At 44.1% G+C, this 17,028-nt stretch carries 13 protein-coding genes; 11 read left to right on the top strand and 2 right to left on the bottom strand.

Translation table 11 applies throughout. From position 1 onward, the window contains the following. The first annotated feature begins 1,021 nt into the window (after window positions 1-1,021). From QUB35_RS31835 to QUB35_RS31810, 6 genes are all read left to right on the top strand, one after another. Complete coding sequence (locus QUB35_RS31835) at window positions 1,022-1,531, top strand: hypothetical protein (RefSeq protein ID WP_015179812.1); 510 nt, start codon at window positions 1,022-1,024, stop codon at window positions 1,529-1,531. Continuing rightward, window positions 1,528-2,214 carry a hypothetical protein gene (locus QUB35_RS31830; protein ID WP_333145831.1) on the top strand — a complete coding sequence of 229 codons (687 nt, stop codon included), beginning with the start codon at window positions 1,528-1,530 and terminating at the stop codon, window positions 2,212-2,214. The genes QUB35_RS31835 and QUB35_RS31830 overlap by 4 nt, the downstream gene beginning before the upstream one ends. A gap of 676 nt (window positions 2,215-2,890) precedes the next feature. Then, window positions 2,891-3,559: a VWA domain-containing protein gene (locus tag QUB35_RS31825; RefSeq protein WP_333145829.1), complete on the top strand. Its 669-nt coding sequence runs from the start codon at window positions 2,891-2,893 to the stop codon at window positions 3,557-3,559. 255 nt (window positions 3,560-3,814) lie between these two features. After that, window positions 3,815-4,012 carry a type II toxin-antitoxin system prevent-host-death family antitoxin gene (locus QUB35_RS31820; RefSeq protein ID WP_333145826.1) on the top strand — a complete coding sequence of 66 codons (198 nt, stop codon included), beginning with the start codon at window positions 3,815-3,817 and terminating at the stop codon, window positions 4,010-4,012. A gap of 21 nt (window positions 4,013-4,033) precedes the next feature. Next, window positions 4,034-6,268, top strand: coding sequence for an SUMF1/EgtB/PvdO family nonheme iron enzyme (locus tag QUB35_RS31815; protein WP_333145823.1), 2,235 nt, complete (start codon window positions 4,034-4,036; stop codon window positions 6,266-6,268). A gap of 254 nt (window positions 6,269-6,522) precedes the next feature. Continuing rightward, the gene (locus QUB35_RS31810; protein WP_333145820.1) at window positions 6,523-6,735 is read left to right on the top strand and encodes a hypothetical protein; all 213 of its coding nucleotides are present in this window, start codon (window positions 6,523-6,525) and stop codon (window positions 6,733-6,735) included. A gap of 149 nt (window positions 6,736-6,884) precedes the next feature. Here QUB35_RS31810 and QUB35_RS31805 read toward each other — a convergent pair whose 3' ends face one another. Further along, the gene (locus tag QUB35_RS31805) at window positions 6,885-7,082 is read right to left on the bottom strand and encodes a hypothetical protein (RefSeq protein ID WP_333145818.1); all 198 of its coding nucleotides are present in this window, start codon (window positions 7,080-7,082) and stop codon (window positions 6,885-6,887) included. A 561-nt stretch (window positions 7,083-7,643) separates the two neighbouring features. Next, window positions 7,644-8,639, bottom strand: coding sequence for a tyrosine-type recombinase/integrase (locus tag QUB35_RS31800; protein ID WP_333145816.1), 996 nt, complete (start codon window positions 8,637-8,639; stop codon window positions 7,644-7,646). A 42-nt stretch (window positions 8,640-8,681) separates the two neighbouring features. On the opposite strand from QUB35_RS31800, the gene QUB35_RS31795 reads away from it, so the two are divergent. The 5 genes from QUB35_RS31795 (at window position 8,682) to QUB35_RS31775 (ending at window position 17,009) form a co-directional block, all read left to right on the top strand. Continuing rightward, window positions 8,682-9,671: a tyrosine-type recombinase/integrase gene (locus tag QUB35_RS31795; protein ID WP_333145815.1), complete on the top strand. Its 990-nt coding sequence runs from the start codon at window positions 8,682-8,684 to the stop codon at window positions 9,669-9,671. A gap of 200 nt (window positions 9,672-9,871) precedes the next feature. Further along, window positions 9,872-10,315 (top strand): MerR family transcriptional regulator, encoded by a 444-nt coding sequence (locus tag QUB35_RS31790; RefSeq protein WP_333145814.1) that lies wholly within the window; start codon window positions 9,872-9,874, stop codon window positions 10,313-10,315. Between the two features lie 98 nt (window positions 10,316-10,413). Further along, complete coding sequence (locus QUB35_RS31785) at window positions 10,414-13,485, top strand: DUF499 domain-containing protein (protein ID WP_333145813.1); 3,072 nt, start codon at window positions 10,414-10,416, stop codon at window positions 13,483-13,485. Further along, window positions 13,485-14,060 carry a DUF3780 domain-containing protein gene (locus QUB35_RS31780; protein ID WP_333145811.1) on the top strand — a complete coding sequence of 192 codons (576 nt, stop codon included), beginning with the start codon at window positions 13,485-13,487 and terminating at the stop codon, window positions 14,058-14,060. Before QUB35_RS31785 ends, QUB35_RS31780 begins: the two co-directional genes overlap by 1 nt. A 48-nt stretch (window positions 14,061-14,108) precedes the next feature. Continuing rightward, window positions 14,109-17,009: an anti-phage-associated DUF1156 domain-containing protein gene (locus QUB35_RS31775; protein ID WP_333145809.1), complete on the top strand. Its 2,901-nt coding sequence runs from the start codon at window positions 14,109-14,111 to the stop codon at window positions 17,007-17,009. Window positions 17,010-17,028 lie beyond the last annotated feature (19 nt).

Raw genomic sequence — 17,028 nt, 5'->3', positions numbered from 1 at the left:
ACTGGCATCAATTACCGCAACTGTCCCCATTCAACTTGGGTAGCATCGTTACGGCCTAAAACTTAGAGGCGCGTGGCTCACGCGCTCTCTCTGAAATCAAGTACAACCGTACCATCGCCCCACAATTGTCACTGCCTTCTCATTGCCTAGTTTAACAAGTTTCTCCGCATTTGCTTTGACTACAAATTTCACTGGCTTGCCGAAGTAACGCTATTAGCATTCTGGCAGCAAAAAAATATTGAGGCACTTCGCTTTTTTGTACAAAAGTGCGGTAGCACTGCATTCAATCTACCAAACAAACTGAACTGCAACTCAAGAAGAGAAAAACGCTACCGCCATTGTTCCGATACATTAATATGCAATAGCTGAATGGCTATCACAAAGCGGCAATTAAAAAAGCAGCCTTAACAGCCTATTCAATTAGTTCGGCTTGCTCAATTGTGAAAGTACAGCTTGCTATAAATGCTACCACTTTTGAGCCTCTGCTACATTTGCCTAAAATTGGAGTGTAGAGCTTGCTGTTAAATTATTAAATTGATATTAAGTGTACCGGGACAGGAAAAAACCTCAAAATTAACTTTTTAAGACTAAGTTTTCATGCGTTTTCATGCGTTTTTCGCTGTTTGTCCTGAGAATGTGCGAGTAAACTTGTGCAAACTCAACTTAATTTTTAGCGGAATTTGGGGGCTTATTCGCAGCAAAAAACGCATGAAAACTCAAACTTATGCCAGAGAGGAAGCTTGCACAAAAAGCAGGAATGAGTCGTAGCAAGCAATGTTGGGAGATATATTTATACCGATAGCGGTAAAGGAGAGTTGCGGCTAAGTTTTCTGAAACTTATAATGCGATCGCTCCTACCTACAACGGTTTCAAGCAACCGGGGCGAGCGCTGTATTCGCTACTAGGCTCTTGCCCTTCAACGAGCGCCTCGCAGTAAATTAAAGTCGCCACACCTTAATTATTCGCTATTCGCGAATGTAGAATAAAGGAAACAAGGAAACAATGCACGAGCTCATCCGCTATGCTAAAACCCCAAGATATCCTTGCAATACTCAAAGTCCACAGTTGGGATTCAACGAACTGGACGTACAGTTCTCTCGCTCAAAGCTTGGGCATGAGCGCATCAGAAGTTCATGCTGCCCTTGAGCGTTCTGAAGCTGCCGGTCTGTATTATGGCTCCGAGCGGAAAATTTTGAAGCAAGCGGTGTTGGAATTCCTGGTTCACGGGTTGCGCTATGTATTCTACGCCCAGCCAGGCCCCCTCTCGCGGGGATTGCCAACTGCACATTCTGCTGAGCCGTTGAAAAGCAAGCTGGTTGCCTCACCGTCTGAGGTTTACGTCTGGCCTGACCCTCAAGGTGTCGTGAGAGGGCAGGCAATCGCGCCTCTGTACCGCTCAGTCCCCCAAGCTGCCAGTAACGATCCAAAACTTTATGCCTTACTCAGCTTGATTGACGCTATTCGAGTTGGTCGGGTGCGGGAGCAACGTTTAGCTGCTAGCGAACTTGAAAAGAGGATCGTCGCTCTATGAATCAGCAGATATTCATGCTGGAAACAGTCGCCCGGGTACTCTCTCAAGTACGCACTACCATCGTTTTCACAGGAGGAGCAACGATATCCCTGTATCTGGACGAAGTGGCGGCTCCTGATATTCGACCTACCGATGATGTTGATTGTGTTGTTGAAATCACATCCAGAGCTGAATATTACCACTTCTCGAACTTGTTGCGAACCCTTGGGCTTCAAGAGAGTACAGAATCAGGCGCACCGCTGTGTCGCTGGCAGTATGAGGGCATTTCAATTGATGTGATGCCGTGCGATGAATCGGTGCTGGGGTTTTCCAACCGCTGGTACAAGCCAGGTATTGCTAATTCTATTCACTACCAACTTCCAAGTGGTAGGCAAATCCTAATTTTTTCAACGCCTTACCTCCTCGCCTCCAAAATAGAAGCTTTCACGGGTAGAGGCGCAGGTAACTTTTATTTTAGTTCTGATATTGAAGACATCGTGGCATTGCTTGACGGGTGTTTTAGTTTGTTCGAGGAAGTGCAGCAAGCTGACGAAGAAGTGAAAGCATTTTTATCAGAATGGTTTCGAGCCGAGCTTGCAAATCTGTGCTCCATCGCGCCTGCTTTCCTCTCACCCGTTGCTAAAATTTCAGGTCGCACTCGCTTGCTATTGGAAAGAATTGAAAGGCTGGCGATGGTAGTTTAGTAGTTGACTGTTAGAAATTATACTCTGCCTTATCAAACTGGGTTGAACAGTCAGCTAATTTAGGATGCTTTTGTGCTTGCAAGCTTTCTCGAAAGCTACGTAGGGGCTTATTTGTTACGTTTCTTAATATCATGTCCTATTTTGCAAGTATCTCGGCTGTACCCCTACTAGGAGAACTTTACCAGCAAGAGCAATGAACAGGCTTATGCAGTATTGCGATAGTTGAAGAAGTTCGTCATCTCTGGAACAAAACCCCTCTATTTTGTATAATTTTACCTAAGTTTTTTATCAGTAAATGCTCAACTAAACGGTTGTGCTATTCGTCAAAATTGAGATATAAAAAACCAATAGCATTGGAGTTTGAATGTGATTTTTGATAAAGATAAATCCCAAATTCGCTCGTTAAATAGTCCTTATAATTTCGCTCTGGTAAGACGGATCATCCTTAATGCGATCAACCAAGAAATAACTTTCCAGCATAGCCTGCGACAAAAAATTAAACGGGCTGCGATGAACAATGACTATATAATACAAATCTTCAAATGCTTTCGTCAAGCATGATTGAGGTGCTCTTACCCTGCTTGTAATTAATGAGAATTGTCGGCAGCGTGCGATCGGATAGCTGAACAGTTACCAAAATTTGGTATGATATTATTCAAATATTTATCCTACAACCATGTCTGAATCCCGAAGACTTGAGGAAGCCGTAGACTTTGCCGACAATTCAGAGCCGCGCTGTCCCTGTATCCTGTTACTAGACGTTTCCGGCTCTATGGGCGGCGCACCCATTAAAGCCTTAAATGATGGATTACACATCTTCAGAGACGATCTGAATAAAGATGGCTTAACCAAAAAGCGCGTTGAAGTAGCTATTGTGACTTTTGAGAGTACGGTAAAGGTGGTTCAGGATTTTGTAACTGCCGATAAGTTTCAGCCACCAACCCTAGATGTAGGAGGAGCAACCTACATGGGAGCTGGAATTGACAAAGCTTTAGACATTCTTCAAGCGCGAAAAGCCTCGTATAAGGCAAATGCAATCAATTATTATCGCCCTTGGATATTTATGATTACAGATGGTTCACCCAGTGACAATGAAGTTGTCAATCGGGCGGCCCAACGGATTCGGGATGAGGAAGCTAGAAAAAAAGTTGCTTTCTTTGCTGTGGGTGTAGAAGGGGTGAATATGACTCGCCTCAGTCAAATTGTCGTCCGCCCACCTATGAAGTTAACAGGGCTGAATTTTGAGGAGATGTTCCAATGGCTGTCAGCTAGTATGAGTGGAGTATCTCATTCTCAATTAGATGAACAAGTTCCCCTGCAAAAGCCCGGATGGGGTTCTGTTTGATGAAGTACGAAGTTTAGTTTAAGCCGATCGCATCCCATATTTAAAATCTTTTTCAGCGGAAGTATAAAGCCGAATTTTATTTTAAATTAAGGAAGATGTTTCGGGTGCTCCACCGCGTCAAACATCGAAAACTGGACTTAAGCATGGGATTCCAGAAACCGGGTTTTTTACGAAAAAACTTTGTTAGAGCATCGTAGACTGAGTAAAAACCCGGTTTCTTTGGTCGGGGTGCGTCCAAAACGGAAGGAAATATAGATGATTCCGTTACATCCTCAGTTTATTACCAAAAACGGTAAAAAAGAATTTGCAGTGATACCTTACGAAGAATTTGCATCACTTCAAGAATTAATTGCTAATGTGGAAGATTTGATGAATTTGAGGGCGGCAAAAAAGGAAGATGGAGATCGACCTTCTGTGCCGCTAGCAGAGGTGAAAAAAATGTTAGGATTGTAGAGGGTTGTGGTGGGGATTCGTATGCAATTCAAGCGTCAGTCTAATGGACAAGTGATTACTCTAGGGCCGTGGTTAGGTGGTGGTGGTGAAGGGGCAATTCACGAATTCCCTCCAGATGCGTCACTGGTGGCGAAAGTTTATCACGCCAACAAGCTAAAAGATATTGATAGTGACAAACTTCGAGTAATGTTGACTAACCCCCCTGATGACTCAGTAGCAAAATCTCACAGGTGTGTCTCGATTGCTTGGCCGGTTGATTTACTACTTTCTATCAATGGTCATCAGCAAATCATTGGCTTCCTCATGCCGCGAGTGCCGAAGCAGCAAGTGCGACCCATCCACGATTACTACACCCCTAAAACTCGCCGTGAGGAAAATCTCGGTTTTAATTACCTCTCCTTGCACCGCACGGCGCGAAACTTTGCAGGCGCGATGAGTGCTTTACACGCGAAACAGTATGTCATTGGCGATGTGAATGAGTCGAATATCTTGGTTTATGACACAGCGATGGTAACGCTGGTAGATACGGATTCCTTTCAGGTTCCCGATTTCCAACAGGGCAAAGTTTATCGCTGTCCGGTGGGGAAAGCGGAGTATACACCCCCGGAACTTCAGGGTAAGACGTTTTCAGATTATGACCGCACGCCGGAACATGATTTGTTTGGGTTAGGGGTGTTGATTTTTCAGTTGTTGATGGAAGGGATGCACCCTTTTGCGGCAGTGTATCAAGGAACTGGGGAACCACCACCAACGGAGAAGCGGATTTTAACAGGGCATTTTCCCTACGGAACCAAGAAAGTGCCTTATGGCCCTGCGCCAAGGGCAGTACCTTTTGAGGTGTTGCATCCGAGGCTGCGGGAGTTGTTTGTGTACTGTTTTGAGGATGGGCACAGTAAGCCCCAAGCGCGACCTGATGCTCGGACTTGGATGAAGGCATTAGATGAAGCAGAAAAAGCTTTGGTGAGTTGTGGGGTAAATTCTGAGCATCGGTATGGAGGACATTTGAGCGATTGTCCTTGGTGTGAGAGGAAAAAACAACTCAAAGGAATCGATCCATTTCCGGCAATGTCAGGGGGACAATCTAATATTCCTGTCCAAATTCCTTTGCAGCCTGCAAGCAAACCCAAGCCTGTTAGTTCGCCGGCACCTACTCCGACTCCTAACCCTACCGCAATTCCTTATCAGCCGATTCCTACCGCAACACCTACACCTACATCTGGGAATATCCCTTCAACTAATACGACAAGGCGTACTATTTTACAATGGGCGGGTTTTGCCGGAGGCGGGTTTATTGTTGCTGTGCTCAGTCAAACTCTTTGGAATAAACTTACTCCTTCTGCTAATAACCCATCGCCTTCCTTAAAAACATTTCAATTTCAAACAGTAACGGTTAATTCAACGGGGCAAATTACCAACCGCCGCGAAGAAAAAGCCAAGTTTTTTACAGAAAATCTCGGCTTCTACATCACGATGGACATGATCGCGATTGATGGGGGCAGTTTCGTGATGGGTTCCCCCAGTACAGAAAAAGAGCGAAATGACAATGAAGGGCCACAGCATAAAGTCACTGTAGCCCCTTTTTTTATGGGAAAATATGAAGTAACTCAGGCTCAGTGGCGTGCAGTGGCAGGCTTACCGAAAGTAAATATCGACCTCGATTCTAATCCATCCTATTTCAAAGGTGATGATTTGCCCGTTGAGCAGGTTTATTGGTACGAGGCGGTAGAAGCTTGCGCGAGGTTATCTCGATTAACAGGGCGTGATTATCGCTTACCGAGTGAAGCGGAATGGGAGTATGCCTGTAGAGCAGGTACAACAACGCCTTTTTACTTCGGAGAAACAATTACCTCCGACTTAGTTAATTTTTATGGCTCTGCTGTTTACGGTGCTGCACCCGAGGGAATCTATCGTCAGAAGACAACAGATGTAGGCTCTTTTCCCCCTAATGCCTTTGGTTTATACGATATGCACGGCAACGTCTGGGAGTGGTGCGCCGATCCTTGGCACGATAGTTACGAAGGAGCACCTACGGATGGAAGTGTCTGGGATGAAAAAAATAATGATAATCGTTATCAAAAGAGTGCTGATTTATTAACAAAGTCAAGAAATGATGACAGAAGACGGCTGCAGCGCGGTGGTTCGTGGCGCAATTCTCCGCGGTATTCCCGCTCGGCCCTTCGCGACTATTTTGCGCCGGACACCCGCAACTTCAACTACGGTTTTCGTTTTGTGTGTGTGGCTGCGTGGACTAAATAGCGCTTGACACTTTTGCCCTTTTATGCTATGCACTTCTTTCTTTTATAGTTGGGTTGTCGGCAGAGGCGACTCGATTTATTTTCGCTCAAATCACTGTTGAGACTGCTAAGTAGTAGGGTTCGTCTTTTACATTGTGCCTTACACTCTCCCCCCTGCTCTCTAGAATTGTCTCTTTTTCTGGAATAGTGTGCTAATATAGTTCATAGTTACTTATTAACTTAGGTAACTAATTTTTAGCTCAATCTAATTTATTTATGGAAAACGCAGAAGTTAAGAACTCCTCAGATATTGAAGTGCTAAAACAGGCAGCCGATGCTGGAACAGAAAAGGTAATGCAGGTCCTTAAAAAATTATCTAAGAATTCTTTAGATATAGAAGCGTTAAACGAAGCCGACGCTGAAATCGAAAATTTAGAGCCGATCCTTAAAAAATTGATAGCTCTGGAAAAACACAAAAATGCCTTCTGAAAATGGAGTTATGCAGAGTAGGGGTATAGCCGAGAGGTAGAGTCGAGGGGAGTGTTACCACTCCACCCCTCTCTACCTCTCGGCTGTACCCCTTGTAGTAGTTCTGCTCCTGGCTCAGAATATGAGTTGTTACTGTCTTTACACAAATCTCATGAGATGTGACGCCGGGCACCTTTGGATAATTCTTCAACCTGGGCTTTAAGGTCAGAGGGTATTTTTATATTGACCCCTGAAGTGATAAGAAGTTGAAGAATTTCGACCATTTCTTCTTTGGTAATATCAGCTTGGGGCTTAAAGGTGTAGTCGGGTTCAGGATTGAGTGTAAAGGTTTCGCGAGAAAAAGACATAATTATTTTCTCCAGACAATTTAAAAGACTTTTTAAGTATAGCCATTAAGAAAAAATTTGTACAAAGCTTGTCTGCTTTTCCCCGCCTAGCCATAGCACTTTTAAACATAGGGTCAGAATATTCCAGTATCCCCGCCTAGAACAAGGTTTTGGAGTGAGTGGGAGAATTACCCTTTCCCCGTCTAAACTCCTAGCGGGATTTTTACGACTGGCCGCCATTGTCTTCTTCTTCGTCACAATTAAAAAATCGGCCATCGGAAAAATAGCCGCCAGCCCGTCCGGCTGAGGACACCCAAAAATCGTGTGTCACGCGCTTGAAACTACTGGGGCTACTGCTAGACTAAGTGAAACGCTTGACACAAGGGATTCACTTGTTATGCCTAACCCTAAAGGAGCAACTGCACTGTCAAGAATCTAAAATCTGAATCTAAAACCTGAAATTATTTGACCAAAAAGAGCGGCCGGTGTTCTGTTGGCTGTCGGCAAGTGCGATCGCACTGGGAGACAGTTGCCAGAACCGGAATCCCTCAATTACTCGAAAGTTGGGAGATTTTTCTTAGCTCAAAACATCCCATCAAGTAAATCGGTAACGTCTCTTTGGTCGCGGCCGCGATTATCGTCATACACCATCAAGGTATTGAGATTCTTGTGCCTGCTGAGTTTCTGAACTTTTCGCACATCCCCGTCTGTTGCGTCCAGTGCCGCCGTGATTGCCGAGTGACGGATGCGGTGAGGTGACATTTGCTTGGTAATGCCAGCACTTTCACAGTGACGAACAATGATTCTTCTCAAGCCGTCGCCCGTCAGCCGATGACCTGTATTAGCAAAGTCGAGGGCCGTAAACAGTGGGGCATCTTGAGAGGAATTGCCGCCCCTGGCGTCCAACCAATCGGTAATTGCCTGAACAGTGACCGCCCCCAAGTCCACCACCTCAGCTTGCGTCCCGCGTCCCTTTCCAAAAATCCGCAAAGTCTTACCGGCCGGGTCAAAGTCGCGAATGTTCAACTGACTAATCTCATTTCGCCGCAAAGCATTGCCCCACAACAGGCGCAACAAAGCATAATCACGCTTCCCTGCTAGTGTTGCCAGATCGCACTGCTGCAAAATCCGCTCAAAAGTTGGTCGGTCAACCCCAGTCGTATCGCGGTAGGAAGTGACTTTCTCCCCCTTGATGTCGCCCAAAGCATAATGACACGCGCCCAGTTTGCGGCCCATCTCCACCAAACTTTTGATAGCCGCTAGCCGCCGATTAACAGTCGCCTCCTTCAGCCCTTTGTCAATCAGCTTAGCTTTGTACTTCAACACCACCGACACCGCTTGACGTTCTTCCAGGTGCAGGAACTCCAAAACATTGTCAGGGACGGCGGGCATCCCCGTCATAGTTACTAAAAAATCATTCACGTCCCGCTCATAGGCGCGGCGGGTATTTTCGGAGCGCTTGTCGGCAAGTAATTGTTTGAGCACGTCGGGGTCAGTGTCTACAGTATCGAAATATCTTTCAATTTTGGCATCGAGGGAAGCTTCGAGGCGGACGATGGAAAAGTCGGTGTTATTCATGATTGCGGTCTTGATAATTATCCTTATCAATAGCAAAAAATCATGAAAGCAGAATTTTCCATCGCCCGCCTGGAAGCTTCCCTCGATGCCAAAATTGAAAGGTATTTCGATACTCTAGATACCGATCCAGACGTGCTCAAACAATTACTCGCCGACAAGCGCTCCGAAAATACTCGCCGCGCCTACGAGAGGGACGTAAATGACTTTTTGGTAACTATGACAGGGACGCCCGCCTTGCCTGATAACGTTTTGGAGTTTTTACACCTTGAGGAACGGCAAGCAGTTTCGGTGGTTTTGAAGTACAAAGCTAAGCTGATCGACAAGGGACTCAAGGAAGCGACTGTTAATCGGCGGCTGGCGGCTGTTAAATCGTTGGTGGAAATGGGTCGCAAGCTCGGCGTGTGTCATTACAGTTTGGAGGATATCAAGGGAGAGAAAATTGTCGGCTACCGAGATACGACGGGCGTTGATACTAAGACTTTTGAGCGAATTTTGCAGCAGTGCGATCTGGCAACAAAAGCTGGGAAGCGTGATTATGCTTTGTTGCGCTTGCTGTGGGGCAATGCTTTGCGGCGAAACGAAATCAGTCAGTTGAGTGTTTGTGACTTTGATCCTGTCGGTAAGACTTTGCGGATTCTTGGCAAGGGACGCGGTACGCAAGCTGAGACGATCGATTTGGGTTCTGCGACAGTGCAGGCGATCGCCGATTGGTTAGAAGCAAGAGGAAGTTTCTCGCACGATAGCCCGCTTTTTATAGCACTTGACTCCGCCCACAGCGGACACAGACTTAGCGGCGATGGCATTTGCAAAATGGTTGTCCGTTATAGCGAAAAGGCTGGTATCAAAAAACAGATGTCCCCTCATCGCATCAGACACTCAGCTATCACGGCGGCACTGGACGCAACAGACGGGGATGTGCGGAAGGTTCAGAAACTCAGCAGGCACAGGAATTTAAATACGCTCATGATCTATGACGACAACCGGGGGCGCGACCAGCAAGACATTACCGAGTTACTAGATGGGATGTTTTGAGTGTTTTACCGGCTTGTATCAGTAATTTGTTGATTAGGTAGGGCTTGTTTTTGCCTGTCATCAAGTCCCAGAGTTGGCAGCGGGTCAGAAGGCTGGCGGCTAAACGGCACTGGAGCAGGATTTGGCTCATGTTATTACTAACAATATATGTTTTATAAAAATATATACGTTTAATAACAAGCTGGGAGTAGAATCGTTTTATGCAAGAAACGTTTTTCACCAGCAAGCAGGCGGCTGATATTACAGGCTGTACCCTTCGCCAATTGCAGTATTGCCGAGAGAAGGGGGTTGTTGTGCCTGCGATTAGCGGGACAGGTACGGGGCGGAGTGTTTATTACTCTCGGTCTGATTTGGCGGCATTGGTGGCGATCGCCTATTGGCTGTCTGTGGGGTTGAGTTTTGAGTGGGCGAGGGAAGCGCTGAAGAATTTGAAGGAAAGAGAACCGGAGTTTTTTACCCCATCCCAAAGAGTGCGGTTAATGCTGTACCGTCATCCTACTGAGCAATCTTTTGATTTAGCTGAGTTTGATAGCTCGAAGGCGATCGCGCTTTGGGCAGAGGGGTTGCGTGTTGTGCCTGTATGGTTAGATGTCATCCATCAGCGGTTAGAGGCGCGGTTGAAGGGCTGGGGGAAATGCGCCTAGTCTCTATGTTGTGAGAAGAATAGATAGAAACCATCTTCACGGAAGGCTACCGTAACAGGCTAGGATGATCTTAAAAAGCTGATGACAATTAAATATTTATGAAAACACTTAAAGAACTTTGCACACCTCGCTCAAGTATCTTTGATCGCTCTAGACGAGACACAGTATTAGACCTGATAGACCTGATTGAAGACAGCATCAATGCAGATGATTTTTTTGCGGAAAACTACCTGACTGATGGCATGAAACGCTTACTAAAGGAAGCTTTTAGGCGATTTAACAGCAATTCTGCTCAGGGAGTATTTGTTCTCACCCAAGCAATGGGCGGTGGCAAGACTCATAATATGATCGCTTTGGGATTATTGGCAAAAAATCCACACCTGCGATCGCAGGTTATGGGCAACCTTTATGAATCTGTAAAATTGGAAGCAGTCCGCGTAGTGGCTTTTACTGGACGGGAGAGTGATACGCCGTTGGGACTTTGGGGAGCGATCGCTGAACAGTTAGGCAAAAAAGAGCAGTTTAATCAATATTATTCTCCCCTCTCCGCACCCGGACAGACTGCCTGGGTTAATCTCCTCAAAGGAGAGCCTTTGCTAATTCTACTGGACGAACTGCCTCCGTATTTGGAAAATGCTAAATCTAAAGAAATTGGTAACTCAGACTTAGCACAGGTAACAGCAACAGCATTAGCTAACCTTTTAACTGCTGTTGCCAAAGAAGATTTAACAAATGTCTGTGTGGTGATTTCCGACCTAAAAGCTACTTACCAAGGTGGTTCTGAACAAATTAACAAGACATTGGAAAACCTGAAAGGTGAAGTGGGACGGGCAGCAATTACTTTAGAACCTGTTGCTCTCAATACTGATGAACTTTACCATATTCTCCGCAAGCGGTTATTTGAGAAACTACCAGACGAGAGCGAAATCTTGGAGGTTGCCCGCGCTTACGCCAAAGCAGTTAGTGATGCCAAGCAAATGGACATTACCAATGCCTCCCCAGACACATTTACTACCCAACTAAAAGAATCTTATCCCTTTCACTTTGCTATCCGCGACCTTTACGCCCGTTTTCGAGAAAACCCTGGTTTCCAGCAAACTCGCGGTTTAATTCGGCTGATGCGAGTAGTAGTATCCAGATTATTTGATGCCCAACAAGGTAAAGCTGATCAACTCTACTTAATTCATGCCCACGATATTGACTTAAATGATCGTGATACCTTAGCAGAAATTACCCAAATTAACACGACATTAGAGAATGCTATCAGTCACGATATTGCTTCCAATGGGCAGGCGATCGCTGAAAATATGGATTCCCATTTAGGGGGTACTGATGCCCAAGATGCCTGTAAGTTGTTGTTAGTTTCTTCTCTCTCCAGTGTTCCCAATGCTGTTGTTGGTTTGTCCCGCTCAGAAGTAGTATCGTATCTATGCGTTCCAGGGCGGGATGTTTCCAAAATTCCTAAAGATATTTTAGGAGTTCTTTCTACTAAAGCTTGGTATTTGCACTCCAATACCGAAGGCAAACTTTATTTTAGAAACCTTGAGAATTTAGTAGCCAAACTCAGATCTACTGTCGGCCATTACAGTCGTGAATTTTCATTTAAAGAACTGCGAAGCTTCTTTGTAAAAGTGTTTGAACCTACCATGAAAGATTGTTATCAGGAAGTATTAGCCCTGCCTCCTATAGATGAAATCAAAATTAAAGCTGATAAAGTTACTCTCGTAATTTACGAACCATATAGCAGTGGTGGGTTGCATCCAGACCTACAAAAACTCTATGCTGACTTAGACTATAAAAACCGAATTCTTTTCCTTTCTGGCGTTCGTGGCACTCTGGAAGCTTTACTAGAAACAGCAGCAGAACTTAAGGCTATTAGCTACATTCTCGACGAAATGAAAGCGCAAAAAGTAGCAGACAATGATCCGCAATTTATGGCAGCTAAGGATATGCAGGATAATATTAAGTTCCGTCTGCTCATTGCTACCCGCGAAGCTTTTACTACACTTTATTATCCTACCAAAGATAACTTGATGACTGCTGATTTCCAAATGATTTTCAAGGACAACAATTACAACGGTGAAATGCAGATTCGGGAAACCCTGAAAGCAAAGCAAAAATTTACCGAAGATGTGTCCAGTGATTCTTTTTGTAAAAAGTGTGAACAGCGACTGTTTACCCAGAAATCAATGATTTGGTCGGAAGTCAAAAAACGATCTGCAACTAATACAGCTTGGCAATGGCATCGACCAGATGCCCTGGATCACCTTAAAGATGAGTTAATTCATAAAGACCAATGGCGGGAAGAAGGCGGTTATGTAGAAAAACCACCTTTTCCTAAACCCCAAACTGATATCCGTGTTAAAGAAAAACACCGCAACGACGATACAGGCGAAATAACCCTAGAATTAACAGCAGTTCATGGCGATCGCATTCACTATGAAATTGGCTCAACTGTCACCACCGTTTCGCAAATTGTCTCTGACCCCAAAAACTTCTCCACCGTCGAACTAGAAATTAATTTCTTGTGCGTTGACTCACTCGGTGAACATGAAACCGGAAGTTCTCTTACTTGGCGCAACCGCATTACTATTAAATCTCTTACCTTCCAAAGCGGCAATGATAAAATGGTTGAACTAAAAGCTGCCCCAGATGCCCCAATCCGCTACACTACAGATGGTTCTGACCCCAAACTTGGCGGTGGTATCTACAGTGAACCATTTATTGTCCCTTCAGGAACTCTTTGTGTATTGGCAATTGCAGAAAAACAGGGTATTATCTCCCAGACTCACCGCCTAGATATCCAATGGGATAAGGTAGATGATTTTCAGGTTGATTCAGCTAAACCCGCGACTTGGAAACGAGAACATCACCCCAAAACGACAAAAGACGCTTATGAGTTTCTAGGGCGGCTGAAAAAGTACCAAGTTGGTGTTTTTGGTTCCCGCATTACCATTACCGGGAGCCATTGGGTACAACTGTCAGTGGATAGCGATTTGGTTTTTGATGCAGATAAATTAGACTCTGCTGTGAAACACTTGCGATCGCTTTTAGCTGATGGTGAAGTAGAAATTGAAGCGCAGTCACTCAATTTCCCCACGGGACAGCAGCTTTTAGACTGGGTAGCAGAAGTGAAAACTGAACTTAACCGTAATGAGGTACAACAATAGTGGCAATCAAACTCAAATCTGAAGGTTTTGGTTTTGTTCCCACTGAGTCGGAGCATCATTTTTTGGTGACTATTCCTACTAAAAAACCAGAAAATGTTTTTATCTCAGAACATTTCACCTGGGATGAGAGCGAAGCCCGACAGGAGTTGAGCTTTGCCTTGGGAAATGAGGATAATAAAATGCGCGTAATTTTGCCGCGAGTCAAATGGGATGCGATCGCTGATGCTGTCAAAGCAGAATTTAACCAGCGTCTCAGGCAAGATGGACTCAAAACTGGGCAGTGGAAAACCGGAAGAACTGCCCTTTCTCGCTTATTTGGTAAGGAATTAGTATTATTGGCTTGGGGGATTGAAGATGCTGACCCAGCTTTAATTCCTGTAGGAATCAAAAATTGGTTGGGGCTGACGACCGAGGAACGCTGGTGGCTGTTTACCATGACTAATGCTGCTACTGGTCACGCCATTTCTGGACGTGGGAAAGGTTGGCGTAAAGCCGTGCGTTATGCTTTGACAGAAAACCCCGTATCTGATTATAGTCCCCAAAACATAAAGTTACCGCTATTTGACTTACGTTAAATAAACCTGACTTCTATAATAAATGCAATTCCTCTACTAATTAACATAATGCTGTCCTTTATTGAAACTCAATTTCCCGTATCAAAATTATCAAAAGAAAGCTATAAAGAACGCCGAGCAAACTTTAGCCAAACATTAACGGTTATTGGTAAATGGTGGGGACGTAAACCTCTCATTCTAGTACGAGCAGCAATTTTTGGTTTACTATTACCAACATCAACAAATCTGAAAAAAGACCGGGAGATTTTTCTAAAAATTTTGACAATGGATGAGGAAGGGCTTTGGCTGCGTAAATCTCAATCTATTCCTTTAAAAATAGTCTACTCTTATTTAAATGCCAAAGAACGCGAAAAGTTCTTTTCTACTGAATCAACACCTATCAAACGGAAATTTAATAAGGGGATTAAGAAAAGTCAAAAAGAAGAATTACAGAAAATAGTTTTTAATCGTTTATCGTATGATGAAAAGTTGAAATATTGCGACCGACCAGAGCAAATTGATGGGCCTTCCAAACAAGCTTGGGAAGAAATTAACGCTCATCTAGGGACAACGGCGAACAGTTTGTCAGAACTGGTTAGCCAACTTGGAAATCTTCAATTTGGTCGCGTCCCTCGTGTAGGTGATGCAATGTGCGGGGGTGGGAGCGTTCCCTTTGAGGCAGCGCGAATTGGTTGCCAAGCTTATGGTTCTGACCTCAACCCGGTAGCAGCTTTGTTGACCTGGGCATCTCTAAATATTGTTGGGGGCGGTTTTGAAGTGGCTGAACAATTCCGTCGGCTTCAAAGATTAATTTTTGACGCTGTAGATCAGCAGATAAAAGATTGGGACATCGAACAAAATCAACAAGGCTGGCGAGCTGATGCTTATTTATATTGCCATGAGGTCACTTGCCCTGAATGTGGATGGAAAGTACCCTTAGCACCGTCATGGATAATTGCCGCAGGATATCAGGTTATAGTAAAACTTATACCTAATTCGACTAATAAATGCTTCGATTTTGAGATTGAAATGGGAGTCTCAGAGTCAGAATTACGAGTAGCCAAAGAGTCAGGCACGGTAAAAAGTTCATCTCTTGTTTGCCCTCACTGTTACCAAAAAACTCCAATGACTATGATTAGAGGAGATCGCCGCTTTGCCAATCAAACGCAGTATGGCTTACGACTATGGGAAAATGAGGATTTAGTTCCTCGTTCAGAAGACGTTTTTCAAGAACGTCTTTATTGTATTCGTTGGATTAAAACTTACTACGATGCAGAAGGTAAAAAGCAAATTATTCGTAACTATCTTCCGCCTGATGAAGAGGATTTAGCGCGGGAAGAAAAAGTGCTAAATTTATTGAGAGAACGTTTTTATGATTGGCAAGAAAAAGGCTATATTCCCAATCGACGCATTGAATCAGGATACAATACAGACCAACCTATCCGCGAACGTGGATGGACGCACTGGCATCATTTATTCAATCCGAGGCAATTACTTCTTCATGGGACAATGTTAGCCGAAATTTTTGAATTGCAAGGCTTAACTATTACAGACAAGGTTGGATTGTTACTGCGGGTTGGCAGTTGTTTGAATTGGAACTCAAAACTCTGTATCTGGAATAGTGATGCTTCAAAATACCCAGGGTCTACTGAACAAACGTTTGTAAATCAAGCGTTGAACACACAATATAACTATGGAATCAGAACTGTACTAACTATTGAAAAAACATTTTTTGGTGAGGAACTGCGTTCATGCGAATGTGGTAACAATAAAGTTCAGCCTGCCGATGCTAGAAGCATTTCAGAAATTTGCGATTATTGGATTACAGATCCCGCCTATGCTGATGCAGTAAATTACCACGAACTATCTGAGTTTTTCTTATCCTATTACGAAAAACATATTCCTCGCCTTTTCACAGGATGGTATTCCGACAGCAAAAGAGCTTTAGCGGTAATCGGTTCACAAGATAGGTTTCGCAAAAGTATGGTGGAATGCTATCAAAATCTGACTAAGAGAACATCTGAGAATGGTGTTCAAATTGTCATGTTTACACACCAAGATGCCAGTGTTTGGGCTGACTTGGCACTTATTCTATGGGCATCTGGATTACGTGTAACAGCCGCATGGTGTATTGCTACTGAAACTGATTCAGGTTTAAAAGAAGGTAACTATGTTCAAGGAACTGTCCTGCTTGTCCTTCGCAAACAAACTTCAGAAGATACAGCATTCTTAGATGAACTTTATCCCGAAGTTGAAATAGAGGTTAAAGCACAGTTAGACTCAATGTTGGCACTAGAAGATAACGATGATCCTAACTTTAGCGATACAGATTATCAACTAGCTGCTTACGCTGCTGCATTGCGAGTTCTTACCCAATACAAAAATATTGAAGATTTTGATATCGCCTACGAACTTTCTAAACCGCGCAAGAATGGCGAAACCTCAGAAATAGAAAAACTGATTGCTGATGCCGTTAAAATTGCCTGCGATTACCTAGTACCTAAAGGGTTTGATTCTTTCATCTGGAAAAGTCTTACACCCGAAGAAAAATTTTATCTCAAAGGATTAGACATAGAAACTCATGGCGAATATCGTTCCGGTGCATATCAAGAATTAGCCAGAGGTTTTGGCATCAAAGAATATAAATCAATGCTAGATAGCGGTAAAGCCAACGAAACTCGTTTGAAAACCGCCAGCGAATTTGCAGCCAAACAATTAGGGGATATTGGCTTTGGTGCATCCTTAGTTAGAAATACCTTATTTGCTATTCGGGAAATAGTGCGTACAGAAGAAACCCAAAAAGGTAAAACCTGGCTACGAACCGAAATCAAAGATTACTGGAATCAGCGCAAAAATATTATCGAAATCCTGCATTTTCTGTCAGCAATGGGACTGAGACTACCGCATTGGAAAACTGATGCAGATGCAGCGAGATTGTTAGCGGGGGCAGTGGAAAACGATAGTATATAAACTTATAAAGTTAACAGCA

It is taken from the genome of Microcoleus sp. B13-B6, assembly GCF_036705405.1.
Classification (GTDB): domain Bacteria; phylum Cyanobacteriota; class Cyanobacteriia; order Cyanobacteriales; family Microcoleaceae; genus Microcoleus.
The sequence above is the reverse complement of the archived record's forward strand: the minus strand, read 5'-3'. Positions and strand labels throughout refer to the sequence as shown.

Excerpts from the sequence above, each read along its gene's own strand:
- QUB35_RS31835 (WP_015179812.1), top strand. The coding sequence starts at position 1,022 with ATGCTAAAACCCCAAGATATCCTTGCAATACTCAAAGTCCACAGTTGG.
- QUB35_RS31815 (WP_333145823.1), top strand. The coding sequence starts at position 4,034 with ATGCAATTCAAGCGTCAGTCTAATGGACAAGTGATTACTCTAGGGCCG.
- QUB35_RS31800 (WP_333145816.1), bottom strand. The coding sequence starts at position 8,639 with ATGAATAACACCGACTTTTCCATCGTCCGCCTCGAAGCTTCCCTCGAT.
- QUB35_RS31805 (WP_333145818.1), bottom strand. The coding sequence starts at position 7,082 with ATGTCTTTTTCTCGCGAAACCTTTACACTCAATCCTGAACCCGACTAC.
- QUB35_RS31810 (WP_333145820.1), top strand. The coding sequence starts at position 6,523 with ATGGAAAACGCAGAAGTTAAGAACTCCTCAGATATTGAAGTGCTAAAA.
- QUB35_RS31790 (WP_333145814.1), top strand. The coding sequence starts at position 9,872 with ATGCAAGAAACGTTTTTCACCAGCAAGCAGGCGGCTGATATTACAGGC.
- QUB35_RS31785 (WP_333145813.1), top strand. The coding sequence starts at position 10,414 with ATGAAAACACTTAAAGAACTTTGCACACCTCGCTCAAGTATCTTTGAT.
- QUB35_RS31820 (WP_333145826.1), top strand. The coding sequence starts at position 3,815 with ATGATTCCGTTACATCCTCAGTTTATTACCAAAAACGGTAAAAAAGAA.
- QUB35_RS31775 (WP_333145809.1), top strand. The coding sequence starts at position 14,109 with ATGCTGTCCTTTATTGAAACTCAATTTCCCGTATCAAAATTATCAAAA.
- QUB35_RS31830 (WP_333145831.1), top strand. The coding sequence starts at position 1,528 with ATGAATCAGCAGATATTCATGCTGGAAACAGTCGCCCGGGTACTCTCT.
- QUB35_RS31825 (WP_333145829.1), top strand. The coding sequence starts at position 2,891 with ATGTCTGAATCCCGAAGACTTGAGGAAGCCGTAGACTTTGCCGACAAT.
- QUB35_RS31795 (WP_333145815.1), top strand. The coding sequence starts at position 8,682 with ATGAAAGCAGAATTTTCCATCGCCCGCCTGGAAGCTTCCCTCGATGCC.